The 13,322-nt window shown below is 39.2% G+C and carries 11 protein-coding genes; 7 read left to right on the forward strand and 4 right to left on the reverse strand.

Translation table 11 applies throughout. From position 1 onward, the window contains the following. The 3 genes from AC07YT_RS15895 to AC07YT_RS15905 all read left to right on the forward strand — a co-directional run bounded on the left by AC07YT_RS15895 (window position 1) and on the right by AC07YT_RS15905 (window position 2,861). Window positions 1-1,587 (forward strand): 7TM-DISM domain-containing protein, encoded by a 1,587-nt coding sequence (locus AC07YT_RS15895; RefSeq protein ID WP_086546560.1) that lies wholly within the window; start codon window positions 1-3, stop codon window positions 1,585-1,587. A gap of 551 nt (window positions 1,588-2,138) precedes the next feature. Further along, a complete protein-coding gene (locus AC07YT_RS15900) occupies window positions 2,139-2,456 on the forward strand; it encodes a hypothetical protein (RefSeq protein ID WP_086546561.1) in 318 nt (105 codons plus the stop codon). Window positions 2,457-2,471: 15 nt separating this feature from the next. Further along, window positions 2,472-2,861, forward strand: a complete 390-nt coding sequence (locus AC07YT_RS15905) for a response regulator transcription factor (protein WP_086546562.1) — start codon at window positions 2,472-2,474, stop codon at window positions 2,859-2,861. Window positions 2,862-2,871: 10 nt separating this feature from the next. Here AC07YT_RS15905 and cysM read toward each other — a convergent pair whose 3' ends face one another. The 4 genes from cysM to AC07YT_RS15925 all read right to left on the reverse strand — a co-directional run bounded on the left by cysM (window position 2,872) and on the right by AC07YT_RS15925 (window position 9,305). After that, window positions 2,872-3,744 (reverse strand): cysteine synthase CysM, encoded by an 873-nt coding sequence (gene cysM / locus AC07YT_RS15910; RefSeq protein ID WP_086546563.1) that lies wholly within the window; start codon window positions 3,742-3,744, stop codon window positions 2,872-2,874. Between the two features lie 12 nt (window positions 3,745-3,756). Beyond that, window positions 3,757-4,569 (reverse strand): serine O-acetyltransferase EpsC, encoded by an 813-nt coding sequence (gene epsC / locus AC07YT_RS15915; protein WP_086546564.1) that lies wholly within the window; start codon window positions 4,567-4,569, stop codon window positions 3,757-3,759. A gap of 194 nt (window positions 4,570-4,763) precedes the next feature. Continuing rightward, entirely contained in the window at window positions 4,764-6,659 is a 1,896-nt protein-coding gene (locus AC07YT_RS15920) for a heparinase II/III domain-containing protein (protein ID WP_086546565.1), read from the reverse strand. Between the two features lie 39 nt (window positions 6,660-6,698). Then, entirely contained in the window at window positions 6,699-9,305 is a 2,607-nt protein-coding gene (locus AC07YT_RS15925) for a DUF7133 domain-containing protein (protein ID WP_086546566.1), read from the reverse strand. 357 nt (window positions 9,306-9,662) lie between these two features. On the opposite strand from AC07YT_RS15925, the gene AC07YT_RS15930 reads away from it, so the two are divergent. The 4 genes from AC07YT_RS15930 (at window position 9,663) to AC07YT_RS15945 (ending at window position 13,252) form a co-directional block, all read left to right on the forward strand. Then, window positions 9,663-9,833 carry a hypothetical protein gene (locus AC07YT_RS15930; protein WP_478356738.1) on the forward strand — a complete coding sequence of 57 codons (171 nt, stop codon included), beginning with the start codon at window positions 9,663-9,665 and terminating at the stop codon, window positions 9,831-9,833. A 416-nt stretch (window positions 9,834-10,249) separates the two neighbouring features. Beyond that, on the forward strand, window positions 10,250-10,801 hold the full coding sequence (locus AC07YT_RS15935; protein WP_086546568.1) for a hypothetical protein: 552 nt from the start codon (window positions 10,250-10,252) through the stop codon (window positions 10,799-10,801). Window positions 10,802-10,969: 168 nt separating this feature from the next. Beyond that, the gene (locus tag AC07YT_RS15940) at window positions 10,970-12,055 is read left to right on the forward strand and encodes a fatty acid desaturase family protein (RefSeq protein ID WP_086546569.1); all 1,086 of its coding nucleotides are present in this window, start codon (window positions 10,970-10,972) and stop codon (window positions 12,053-12,055) included. Between the two features lie 609 nt (window positions 12,056-12,664). Continuing rightward, window positions 12,665-13,252, forward strand: a complete 588-nt coding sequence (locus AC07YT_RS15945) for a GDSL-type esterase/lipase family protein (RefSeq protein WP_086546570.1) — start codon at window positions 12,665-12,667, stop codon at window positions 13,250-13,252. Window positions 13,253-13,322 lie beyond the last annotated feature (70 nt).

The following is a 13,322-nucleotide window of genomic DNA, read 5'->3' on the forward strand; positions in this document are numbered from 1 at the left end:
ATGAAGACCATTTTTATTCTTATCGCTTTCTTAATAGAAGGCAGCCTTTGCATGGCTCAACCGGTGATTCAGGTGGAGAAACAAACTTTTGATAATATTGGCAAAGCAGGATACTTTTGGCAGGATACGCTCAAAACAACATCTTTTGAAAAGGTAGCGCAACTTAAGTCAGCTTATTTTTCAAAAGGCAAGTCAGCAATTTTTAATGGCGGAACCAGCGGAAAAGTATGGTGGATGAAATTCCGTTTTACCAAAAACACCCAAACGATTCCTTATCTGTTTATCAATTATGCAAATATCGATTCCATCAGCGTATTTTATCGCGATAAACTCGGTAAGCTAATCCAGATCAATTCTGGTATGTTCAACCTGAAACAAAATGATAACATTCTGGGTACAGGCTATGTTTTCCCTTTACAACAGGCACAAGAACCTGTTGGCGAAGTATATGTGAGAATGCGGGCCATGAATACTTTACTGGTACCTGTTAAACTGGTTACCGAATCGGTATTGAACCATGCTTTATTTAAAGCACATAGTTTACAGCCTATTTACATGGGTATTGAATTAATGATTCTCATTTTTCATGTTTTTATGTTCGTTGTTACACGAAGTAAACTCTTTGCACTTTATACAGCGCGGATTATTTTGCTCTATTTTATTGTCATGGTTTGCTATCTTCAAGGTTATGGCTTACTGCTGAACCAGGCAATCGCCAGGTTTATTGTAGTGCATGCTCATTTTTTTATTGCCCTCGGCTATATTTGTACGGTGCTGTTTAACAGTTATTTTTTAAAACTCAGGCGGCAACTCCCTCAGTTGCATCAATTCTTTAAGGTTTTAATGTTTGGATGGGCTTTAATTCTAATCTGCTCTTTATGGGATGCCAGAAACATCACCAATGTATTTACACAGGTATTGTTTTTATTAACTTCTTTACTTTTTCTTTTCAGTAGTGTTAAAGTTATCATCATCCGCGGATATGCCAAAAACAATCCACTCATCTGGTGTTACGTACTCGGATGGATTCCTGTAGCGCTGATTTCGATTTACCTTGTTTTTTGTTTAACGGAATTCATCCCCTTTCAATCCTACAGTTTTAATTTACTCACTTTGGCCGGAATAATTGAAGGAATACTCATCAGCCTTGGCCTTTACGGACAACGTTTAAGGTTATTAACGCGGCATAATGCGCATTTCCGGCGACAACGGATCCTGCTTCAGGAACAGGTGGAAGGTTATCGTAAACAACTCGACGCAAAAACAGAAAAACCTGTTGAGCAGCTTTCGCTAAAAGCACTTATAGAACTTGCTCATGCCAAAGACCCATCGTTTATGAAACGCTTTAGTGAGGCTGAACCTGTATTTATCGAAAGGCTGCTTGAGATTTCACCTCAGCTATTACCCGTAGAATTAACACTTTGTGCTTACATCAGGTTAAATTTCGATACTAAAGAAATTGCCAGGACCTGTAAACTCAGTGTGCGTTCGGTTGAAAGCCGTAAATACAGAATTCGGAAAAAACTTGGCATAGATGGTGAAACAAATATGCTCACCTGGATGTTAGACCTCACCAAATCGTCCTAAATAATATACAAAAATAAATTGATTTTTCTCTGTCCTTATTTCAATAACAAATAACCTAAAATTACTTAACCATCTTTAAAACAACAACTTGCATCTACGTGCGTAGAAATGCGTATCCCCATAAGCAAGCTGCCGCACCCTCTTTGCATATAGCTATTTAGAGTGCACGCGGTGCGATACCGTTTTTTAACCAAACAGGCTTAATGCATTTTGTCTGGGTTGTACTCGCTTTTTTAGCCATGTCGACAGAAACGGTCTTTTCCGGGATGATTTGTTACACGCCTGACGGCATGGCTTATTTAAAACGCTAATTCATCAAAAACTATATATAATGAACTCAAATGCCAATTACATTTCACCCTTCTCACTGAAATCCAAATATTTAAAGTTGGTGCGTATTAGTGCGTAGCCAAAAATTTTGATAACTCTAAAACGCTCTATTTCTTTGTCCCTATCCCTAATTGAAAACATTTTAAAATATTGCTGTGCCGCAGGAGGTCTAGACAGGGGACGGTTTAGCCTTCTGTGCAAACAGCATCCGAAAACCAACCATGAAACCGACTAACAGCCCTGCTAAAATTATTGGCAGCATCCAGGAATTTTACAACGGCAGAGATCCCGAAGAAATTTATACTGCCTTAGCAATTGATAAAAACTGTTTTGACAGCTGGATAAGAGATTTTGGGAGCATAGCCCATGAACTTATGGAGCTGAGAGATGAAAACGAAACACTTAGAACCATGTTTACCAATTTAAGTCTGGTGAACCAGAGTTTACGCAACTCGCTTGACAGCCTCACCAGAACAGACTCGAAAATATTTGAGTTATTGCTAAAAAAAAGAGGTACTGGTAATCTTAGCTTTCCTTAACAAATCATACAAAAAATGTTCTCCCTATCCCAACCAAAAATATTAATTATTGAAGATCATCCTGCCACGCTTGACGCCATAAAGATGATCTTCGAATTTGAAGGCTACATTACCATGAACCTTTCCAGTGCGATGGATTTACATAGCAAGGTTGCTGCTTTCCAACCCGATATTATTTTAATCGATAATATGTTGGGTATGACCGACGGAAGGGCGATATGTACAGAACTAAAGCTATCGGTACATGGTTCCATTCCTATCCTGCTCATGTCATCACGAAATGGCATTCATAAGGGTGCTTATTACAAAACGCATTGGGATGATTACATAGAAAAACCCTTTGAAATGGAAGCCATTACGCAAAGGGTTCGCATGCTTTTATCTAAAAAAGCCCAGCAAGATTAATGATTTATCCTCAACCAAAAAGATCGCTGCTTAGGTAGCGGTCTCCCCGGTCACAAGCAATAAAAACAATAGTTCCTTTATCCAGTTCGCTGGCCAGCTTCAATGCAGCTGCACAGGCACCGCCTGAGCTCATTCCTGCAAATAAACCTTCTTCTTTAGCCATTCGTCTCGACATTAGGGTTGCTTCTTCCTGTGCAATATCCATTACCCGGTCTACCCTTAGCGGATCGAATATTTTTGGCAAATATTCTTCAGGCCAACGCCTGATGCCTGGAATTGAAGAACCTTCAGTGGGTTGACAGCCAATAATCTGAATATCGTTATTTTTTTCCTTAAAAAACCTCGAACAACCCATAATGGTGCCTGTTGTCCCCATGGAGCTTACAAAATGTGTAATCTCTCCTTCGGTATCCCTCCATATTTCAGGTCCGGTTGTTTTATAATGAGCCAGGTAATTATCTGGATTGGCAAATTGATTTAATAAAAAATATCCTTTTGAAACGCCTTTTTCTTCTGCATAATCCCTGCAATCTTCAATACTTTCCAACAGGGTTACTTTTGCGCCGAAGGCTTCCATCGTTACCTTACGTTCGCGTGTTGAATTGGCTGGCATCACCAGTTCAATTTCTAAGTTATATAAACTTGCAATCATGGCCAATGCAATGCCGGTGTTACCACTTGTAGCCTCTACCAGTTTAGTTCCTGGCACTACATCACCCCGTTCTATTGCACTTCTGATCATATTGAGCGATGCCCTATCTTTAACACTACCGCCCGGATTGTTTCCTTCTAATTTGGCAAATACCCGTACAGCTGGGTTAATATTCAGCTTTTGAAGTTCAGCCATTGGCGTATTTCCGATCAGATCGATTATTCCTGCCATATTTTAATATATTTAATTGGTTTCTTTATGGTTTCTAATGGTAATTATTGGAGAATGATAAGCCGTAGAAAAGGCCGGAATACTTTCAGTAAGCCATACATTTCCCCCGATAATACTATCATGTCCGATGATGGTTTCGCCGCCTAGTATGGTCGCTCCGGAATAGATAACTACCCTATCCTCTACGGTTGGGTGGCGTTTGCTGCCTGCCAGTGTTTTCTTAACACTTAACGCGCCAAGTGTTACGCCCTGATAAAGTTTCACATAACGGCCTATTGTACTGGTTTCGCCGATAACAATCCCAGTTCCATGATCGATATGAAAGTACTCGCCAATACTCGCTGCCGGGTGGATATCGATACCTGTTTTAGAATGGGCATATTCGGTAAGTATCCTCGGAACCAATGGTATACCGAAATTATAAAGCATATGGGCAATCCTGTAGAAACAGATGGCATAAAAACCCGGATAGGTTCTGATTACCTCAAACCTGCTCTGTGCCGCCGGATCGCCTTCATAAATGGCTACGATATCGGTATTCAATACACGGTAAAGCGCTGGTAGTTCTTCAAAAAACTGACCGGCTGCATTTTTACATTCACTATTTTTAAGCCTGCAACTGGCCGATATGATATCATAAAGCTCAAGTTCCAAAACAGCAATATATTCTTTTACTTCTGTAATCGTTGAAAATACTTTAGGGGAATTTTCTGGAAAAAGTACCTGAATTAACTTTTCTGCCCAACGGGATATCACTTCATTGGGTGGAATATTTGGTTGTTCAAGAGGGTTCTTAATAATTTGTTCAAAAAAATGGTCTTCCATAACTGGTGGTTATACCGCTCCGATCTGCTCATCGACTAGGTATATAGATTTAATCGCTAAATGTAAGTTTTGTTTTTTTAAACCAAAACAACTGGCGCAATTTTATGCTAAAAATTGCTCGACAATAACAATAAAATTCATCTTCATCCGTTTTTAGAAAGAACGACCTTTAAAATGGAGGCTTAGAAAACACGTTAACTACCGGCCTTATTATTTTTAGCCCAGCTGGATATGGGTTGAGCAGAAAAGCTTTTTGGTGAGGGGGATTGCGCATCTATAAAAACGGATATGGCCTGTTCGCTACCGGCTTTGAGCCTTACTTCGAATCCTACAATTGAAGTACCTGGATTTTTGGCATCATAATCGGTAAGTGGATCCGTCGACCAGGTTTTCATTTTAACTTCGCTTTTGGCATCAACGAAGAGATAACATTTTTTGCCCTGGTAACTTAATTCGATGGTATGCCCATCAATAATCTGCACCCTTGCAGGTGTAACCATCGACCACCGAAGAGTTACATCTGTGTTTCCTACAGTTATTTCATCACGGATCAGCACCGTTTTTTTATTAATCAAAGCGACCCCTCTAATTGATTTATTTAGTTTATCAGTATATAAGGTGCTCAAATCGGCAACAGCGTTCATAAACTGACCATCATCACTGCTACTGATGAAAGCAGCATTTCCCTTTACGTTCTGCAAGGTACTATCGATTGAAAGGGTATTGTGTGCGAGATTATTATAACGGAATATTTTCCAGCGCTGTGCATTTTGTTTGCTGTCCCAAAGATTAATTCCTTTTGATTCGAGCGATTCGTATTCCTGCATTCCAAAATCCATTGCCCATCGTACGCCTTGCGATTCCATGATGAAAGAACCTACATCCATATGGCCATGGCTAACAGCAGGCGAACCACCTTTAAATCCAACAAAAGTAGCCAGGGGATCAGTCCATGAACTGCGCATTAAAGCCACCGGATTAGGGCCGTTTCCGGTCCAAAATTGTGCAGTTTTAGGTTGAATATGGTTAAGCGATAATTTTGCGCCCCAGATCATTGCCGATGGCAGCAACCTATTCTGTAAAGGCATTTGTTCATCGAGCTGTTGCTTGGTTACCCATAATAAGCCGGGATCTTTTAGTTTGGATGCAAACCAAAAAAGTGCCGGATTAAATTCGGCAACCGCCCGGCTATCAGAATAATTAAAAGGAGTGCCCGAAGGCCCCGTCATATTAGTCAGGTAATCAGCCGTTTTAAGGAAACCCGGCTGAGCGCTCAGGCCAAAGTCCTGATGAAAAATGCCCTCCAAAGCACTGATAAACATCACATTAAAAGAAGTACCATATTCCCAGTAGCCATAACCTTCCGGATAAGCCCCATCTGGCGCATATTGTTTCATGGGTAGGGTTACACTTTTTATTGCACGGTTAATCAGTTTGGCGGATAAAGCGGGATGCGTTTCAAAAGTAGCAATTGCACCAAATGTGATTCCCGCATTACATACCTGATTCCAGTTATTGGTAATATTTAACCAGTTGTTATATTTAGTATCTGTTGAAGGTTGTATTCCCTTCTCGAGAATGGCAAGCGCCACTATATTTCTGGTTGATTGGGGCAAATCCTGATATAACCAATCGTAACCTATTGACAAAGCCATAGTCATTTCACCGACATCAAGAAAATGACTGGGGTTCCAATCTTTAAAGCCGGATACAGCAAGCAGTTCTTTTTCAGCCCTGGTTACATACTTTTTATCGTGGCTAAACCTGTAAGCATAAGAAAGGTAATAAATTCTTTTGAGTGCTTCTCTTGATACATCAAGTAAACGTTTACCAATCATTATGCGTTCTAATGCAGGTTTATTTAAAACCTGATCTGCTGCTGATAGTATGGCTTGATGGATTTGTTTAAACCTCCGATCGCGCCTGACATTTTCTAAGATCTGTGTTTCAAGCTCGTGGCTTATCAGTAACCTTGGATGCGGAGGCATCTTAAAAGTAGAATCAATTTCCTTGTTTTGCCCGACTGCAAGCGTTGAGCAAAACAAGGTTATGATGGTAAATATGATTGTGATAAGCTGATTTTTCTTCATGGGTTAACGATCATCCTTATCAAATTTTTATAGGGGAAACTATTTTTTCTGTTCAGATAAAAAAGTAACCAGCGAAGCTAATTCTTCATATGATAATGAATTAGCCAAACCTTCCGGCATCATCGAAGTTTCCATTTCTTTTCTCGATAAAATATCGCCTGCTTTAATGGTAAAAACCTCACCTGCAATATTACGAACCACTACTTTGGCAGCTGTTTCTTCTGTAATGAACCCCATATAGGTACGGTCGCCTTTAGCACTAATCATGACCGAAGCAAATCCCTGAGAAATAGAAGCATTAGGTTTCAATATCGATTCTGCAATCTGCTCACGGTTCATAATAGAGCCAATTTGTCCCATAAACGGACCTTTCATTTTCTCGCTCTTGCTTAAACTATGGCAGGCTACACAACCCTGACTATTGAAAATATTTCTTCCTTTTAAAGGATTGCCCTGTAATTTATTAATAGCCAGCAACACATCTTCGATAGATGATTTACCTACCTGACCTTTTTTGTTTTTGATTTTATCCAGATCAATTTTTGGTTCTTCAGTAGCCGCTACTTTTTCTTCTTCGGCAAATTCAGGGATATCCATCCTTTGGCGTGCATTTAAATCAACATAAAACTGTTTTCCCTGCGCTCCGGCTTTGGTTGCTTCTTCTTTCAGAAATTTCTCGATGATAGGAGAACCTTCCCACGAAACCGCCTTAAAATATGGGCCATGAGAGTCAGGGCGTGTACCCCACCACCAGCTCGCATCGTAGGCAATTTCTTTTTTATATAAACGGCCTAAGGTAACCAGGATCTGTTGTTTTAATTTTTCATCATTCGATTGTTTGTAGTTTTCAATCAGCCCGTTAACTGCTTTTTCAGTATGTATATAACGTAATGCCCAAAGCGCAAGGGTAGAATTTTCAGTTTTTACCGCAGCAAGCAAAGCATCTACTGCCTGAAGATCAACTAAGGCCCGAACAGCTAAGTGAGGCAAAATAATGGCTGAATTAGGTGTTGCATGAGGTCCTTCGGTGCCTTTTGCAGGTGCTGTAAACGAAGCAGGGACCTTGGTTTGTAAAAGCACATTGGCAACTTCTGCCCTGCCCAAACGGTTTAAACCAATTATCGAAGCAGCCTGAACGCGAACAGAAGGATCTTTTAAACCTTCTAAAAATGGTTCAACCGGCACTTTACCTATACTGCCTTTACGATCAGCAAGTGCTTTTAATGCAAATTCCTTAACTGCTTTATCTTTGGTAAATTCAACTAAAGTAGCGATACCGTTTTCTTTGGTCAGCTGTGCATAAGTATAAATACCAGCAATACGTACATCAAGTGCTAAACCCTGATCGGAAGCTACTTTTAAAGCCGTTGCAATAGCTTGTTTATTGTTGCGTGCAACCAATTCCTGCGAAGCCGTTAAACGGCCTACCGCACTATTGGATTTAAGTAACTCGGTTAGTTTTTTAATTGAAGCTTTTTTAACATCAGGAAAAGCTTTATATGTCCAGTTATTTGGCACAGCACGAACAATGTAACCTTTATTCGGACTGCCAGAATAACCTGCGCCATCCCATGCCGACAGATACAATCTTCCTGAACCGTCTACATCAAGATCGGTAATTTGAGGTAATTTAATAAAATCTTCGTCTTTTTGGGTAAAGGTAGGCCCATCAGTAGTTACTCGATGAATATAAAGCATGCTTCTGCCCCAATCGGCCATCATTGGTACATGGTTATATTGTTCAGGCCAGTTCGGCTCATCCATAAATAACGCGCCGGTACCCGATCCTCCACCTAAATCGGCAAGTGCCGGAATAATCTCGTCAGTAAAATTCTGAAATAAAACAGGGTAACCATATTCACCTGATTGTATGTGGTGCGAGAAACGAACATTCCATCCTCCACCATCATTGGTATTTTCTCTGGTAAAAACGTTCATGTAAGGATCGATCGCTACATCATAAACATTACGTGTACCATGTGTATATACTTCCATTTCAGTTCCGTCAGGACGAACGCGCATAATCCCGCCGCCTAACATGGTTAATTTTTTACCTGAACGGTCTACAGCATCATGGAATCCAAAATCTCCTACAGAAATGTAAATCCATCCATCAATCCCCATTCTTATACCATTGGTGGCATGGTCGGTACCACGTTCGCGGATATATTTGGCATTACTGATGTGCTCAATAAGTGGTTTTTCAGGTCCATCAGCTTTACCATCGCCATCCTTATCTTCGAAAACAACCAAATTCATGCCGGTAGCCTGTTTTGTTTCTTTCGAAAAAGTGGTGTGTAATACATATACCTGGCTGCCTTGAACAATAATACCGCGGGGATTATCCACTTCGGCAAAATCTACATGTTCGTCCATTTTACCATCGTTATCCTTATCTATTAATTTAAGGATGTGGCCTTTTCCAGGATCTTTACCTAATGAGCCGATCATATCCACACCAACATATACTTCTCCTGTTGGTGCGACTGCTAAACAGGCTGGACTGGGTGTAACATCTGGACCTGCAAAATTGGTTATCGTTAATTCGGGGGGTGATACGCGTTGTATCCTGGGTTCGCTAAAAAAGTTTTTTAATCCAAAAAAAACTAGGGTGAAAGAAATTAAGCTTAAAGAGAATTTAATCATTTGTGTGTTATTGTTTCTGGTTAGTTTGTGTCGCGTAAACTTACAAAAAAATATAAATTTCCTTATGCCACAATTTTGTGTTGTTTTAATTCTTAATTTATGCGTAGCGACAAGGTCTTATACCTTTTATTAATAGCAAAAATTAAATTCCTGACTTTACCCGGTATAATCCCCGAGAAACAGCCATAATTGCATTAGAAATCAGAAAAACAGCTATTAAATAAGCAAAAAACACCTTAAAAACTGAAGAAAAACCTTCCATCATCACAATCAGGTAAATTATTTTCATAATAACTTGAATTATAGCATACATTTTATTATATTTACTAAATCCAACATTCATTAAATCAGTACGTTATGAAAAATATTCTTTATTTCTTCCTGACTGCCCTGATATCCTCCATTGCGCTGTTAATTACAAGGGATTCATTTGAACCCGAATTGGTTTACAGCACCGTGGTATTAATATGGATTCTGTACATTTGGTACCATGTTTATGCTGCTAATAAGAGGAACTACAGCGAGTAGCCTGTGTTTTTGTTCATTTTAATTCCCAAACCATTATGGCTGGGCTAAATTTGTATGCCTTATATTAGCATTATACAAACGTAACGGACTGCCCACCAGGATAAAAAATATATGATCGCTGTATGTATTACCAATACTTATCTGTTGTTTCTTCATTGCAGCAGGATTGAACTAAGCCAGCGTATTATTTGGGTTCAGTAAAATCAAGTTCTCTATCATGTTTTTCCGGAATGATAAGGATGCAATAAAATCCTATGCCCAAACAGATCAATCCCAATTCTCTACACAAATCCCTGGTTTTACGAAGCTATGCGTCAGTTGCTTAACATAAAGTTAACAGACATGGGTATTTTCAATTTCAGTTAAATTGAATAATTTCGTAAGGTTAGGTCATTGACAAGAAAATTAAATCCATTATGAAAAAAATTATCTTCACTTTTTACTGCTTAGGATTTTTGTTGGTGGCCCAGGCACAAAAAGTAATGCCCGAAATTAAGGCAGGTACCACCTTAAGCGCAACAGTTTATGTTCAGAGCAGGGATGTGCCTGTGCTTTTTACCATTAAGCGCATTGAAGCGCCCATTACTTTTGCCTGGTTTGTAGAAGGCTATGGCGAAGGTGAGTTCGAAATCAACCAAAAAGCTTTTGAAAATGGTAAGGCCATCTATACACAACAACCTCTGCAGGGAATCACAAAGCTAGGCGATGATGAAACATATGGACTGATTTCGAAAGAAGCATATAAATCATTGGTAGACCATAAAACGTTTACCTATAACACCATTAAGTTCAAAACAAAGGAAACAGGTATAAAACCACTTAAATTTGGCGACAAAGAGGTTGATGCAACCAATGTAGCTAGTGAAGATGGCAAATTGGAACTCTGGATTTTAAACAATCCCAACTTTCCGCTCATCTTGCAAACCACTGGCTTTGGTTTAGATATCCTGATCAACGAAATCAAGTAGGTGTCTTTTAACTGCAAAACTCACCAGTTAATTTATTACCTTCGTCGAAAACTAAAACAAATTAGTTTACGTTTATAACTAAGCTTGGCGCATTAGCCAGGTTATACATAAAGCTTAATGAACTTGGAGTATCGACCTCGTACATGGGGTAGATAAGGGTACAAGATCATGAAATCAAAAGCTAAATTCCCATGTTTACCGGGAAATACATTTTACGCTGAAGTTCGCAGCAGAGTAAACAACCACTTTAAAACGCACAACAGAAGTACCAATGCCAATGTACTGATGTGGTTCAAAGCCTGTCTTTTCCTGACCATATTTCTGGCACTTTACTTTGCTATACTCCTTTTAAACGTTCACATCAGTATACTTTTGGGACTTACCATTTTACTTGGCGCAACCTGTGCATTTATTGGTTTTAATATCTGTCACGATGCCATCCATGGTTCGTTTTCGAGCTCTAAACGCACCAATTCATTTTTCAGTTTTCTTTTTAATATGGTTGGGGCTAATCCATATGTATGGAACATTACGCACAATGTGGTGCACCATACTTATACCAATATCCCAGGTCATGATGAAGATATTGAAGTGGCACCAGGCTTAATACGGATCTGTACCGAAGATGAGTTAAAACCTCATCAGCGTTTCCAGCAATGGTACGCCTTTCCTTTATATAGTTTGGCTTCGCTTTCCTGGGTATTTCGTAAAGATTATAAAAAGTTCTTTCAAAAAAGTGTTGGTGCCTGTCAGAACAAGCATCCGAAAGTTGAATACTTTAACCTCTTTTTCTATAAGTTTCTGTATTATTTTATTTTTATTGGTTTACCGATATTGTTTATGGCAGTCTCGTGGTGGCAGGTTGCCATCGGTTTCGTTGTGTTACACATGGCGCAAGGGTTAACCATGGGACTTGTTTTTCAACTTGCTCATGTAGTAGAAGGAACCACTTTTCCTTCCACCAATGCCGAAGGTAATATGGAAGAAGCCTGGGCAGAACATCAAATGCGTACTACCGCTAACTTTGCTACCCAGTGCCCTATTTCAGCTTTCTTTCTTGGTGGATTGAACCGGCAGATAGAACACCATCTTTTCCCAAAAATTTGCCATGTACATTATGGACAAATCTCCACAATCGTAAAACAAACAGCCTTGGAATTTGGATTGCCTTATCACGAAAACGCCACTTTTATATCAGCACTCCGCTCCCACTACCGTATTCTTAAAAAAATGGGACAGCCCGAAACAATTTAGCCATCTTTCAATTTCATTACCTAACGAATAAGTTATGGGCAATAATTGAAACTTAATGTTCTTAAATCCTTAATGGTAAAGAGCTTCAAACTTTATTTCTCAACCATTAAGAAATTCAGGGCATTAAGTTATATTTCCTTGGATTCAAACTTAATGTTCTTAAATCCTTAATGGTAAAGAGCTTCAAACTTTATTTCCTGACCATTAAGAAATTCAGGGCATTAAGTTATATTTCTTTGGAATTATATAACAAATAGACTTCTATACAACCATACTTCTCAACCATTAGTTAAGGACAATAGCTCAACTTAATGTTCTTAAATCCTTAATGGTAAAAAAGCGTCAAACTTTATTTCTCAACCATTAAGAAATTCAGGTCATTAAGTGCTGATTTCGTGTGAATGAACTAAAAACTCAATCAACAAATGACCAATGAACTAATGACTAATGAACTAATGAGCAATGACCAATGAACCAATGACCAATGAACCAATGAACCAATGAACCAATGAACTAATGAACTACTAAACCACCATCCCCATAGCTCATAACATAAACTTAACACACAATACATTTCTTCAGGAGGCAGATATTTTTATCTTTAACGGTATGTACTGGTACGAAGAAGAAGTTAAACAATTGGAAAGGGCGCATCGCTTAGATCGGGAGCATCCGGGTGTTATTTTCTATGGCAGTTCATCTATTCGTTTATGGAATAGTCTGGAGGATGATTTTGATTACATGAAAGTAACTAATTTAGGCTTTGGTGGTTCTACATTAGCCGCATGTGTATGGTTTTTTGAGCGGATCATGATCGACTACAAGCCTAAAGCACTTGTGGTATATGCGGGCGATAACGACCTTGGCGATGGCAGAAACCCGGAAGAGATATTTATATTTTTCCAGCAGCTGATGGTTAAGGTTAACCAACGCTTTGGCATACTGCCCTGTTATTTTATTTCCTTAAAACCCAGCCTTACCCGCTGGCAAATGGCCGATCAGTTTAGGTATACCAATAACCTTATCGAAAGCGAAATTATTAAACTCAACAGCCATTGGAAATTTATTGATGTTTTTAAGAAAATGCTCAACAAAGAAGGCAACCCAAATCCGGCACTTTACGATCACGACGGACTTCACCTGAGTGAAGAAGGTTATCGTTTATGGGCCACTACTGTTAGAGAGAAATTAGGTTAATCATTACGCTCAATTAATATCCCGATAACATACATGCCTTAATTTTCCGCAAAAGAATTGAAGTTAATGA

This window comes from Pedobacter sp. GW460-11-11-14-TSB4, assembly GCF_059423705.1.

Excerpts from the sequence above, each read along its gene's own strand:
- AC07YT_RS15895 (WP_086546560.1), top strand. The coding sequence starts at position 1 with ATGAAGACCATTTTTATTCTTATCGCTTTCTTAATAGAAGGCAGCCTT.
- AC07YT_RS15900 (WP_086546561.1), top strand. The coding sequence starts at position 2,139 with ATGAAACCGACTAACAGCCCTGCTAAAATTATTGGCAGCATCCAGGAA.
- AC07YT_RS15905 (WP_086546562.1), top strand. The coding sequence starts at position 2,472 with ATGTTCTCCCTATCCCAACCAAAAATATTAATTATTGAAGATCATCCT.
- cysM (WP_086546563.1), bottom strand. The coding sequence starts at position 3,744 with ATGGCAGGAATAATCGATCTGATCGGAAATACGCCAATGGCTGAACTT.
- epsC (WP_086546564.1), bottom strand. The coding sequence starts at position 4,569 with ATGGAAGACCATTTTTTTGAACAAATTATTAAGAACCCTCTTGAACAA.
- AC07YT_RS15920 (WP_086546565.1), bottom strand. The coding sequence starts at position 6,659 with ATGAAGAAAAATCAGCTTATCACAATCATATTTACCATCATAACCTTG.
- AC07YT_RS15925 (WP_086546566.1), bottom strand. The coding sequence starts at position 9,305 with ATGATTAAATTCTCTTTAAGCTTAATTTCTTTCACCCTAGTTTTTTTT.
- AC07YT_RS15930 (WP_478356738.1), top strand. The coding sequence starts at position 9,663 with ATGAAAAATATTCTTTATTTCTTCCTGACTGCCCTGATATCCTCCATT.
- AC07YT_RS15935 (WP_086546568.1), top strand. The coding sequence starts at position 10,250 with ATGAAAAAAATTATCTTCACTTTTTACTGCTTAGGATTTTTGTTGGTG.
- AC07YT_RS15940 (WP_086546569.1), top strand. The coding sequence starts at position 10,970 with ATGAAATCAAAAGCTAAATTCCCATGTTTACCGGGAAATACATTTTAC.
- AC07YT_RS15945 (WP_086546570.1), top strand. The coding sequence starts at position 12,665 with ATGTACTGGTACGAAGAAGAAGTTAAACAATTGGAAAGGGCGCATCGC.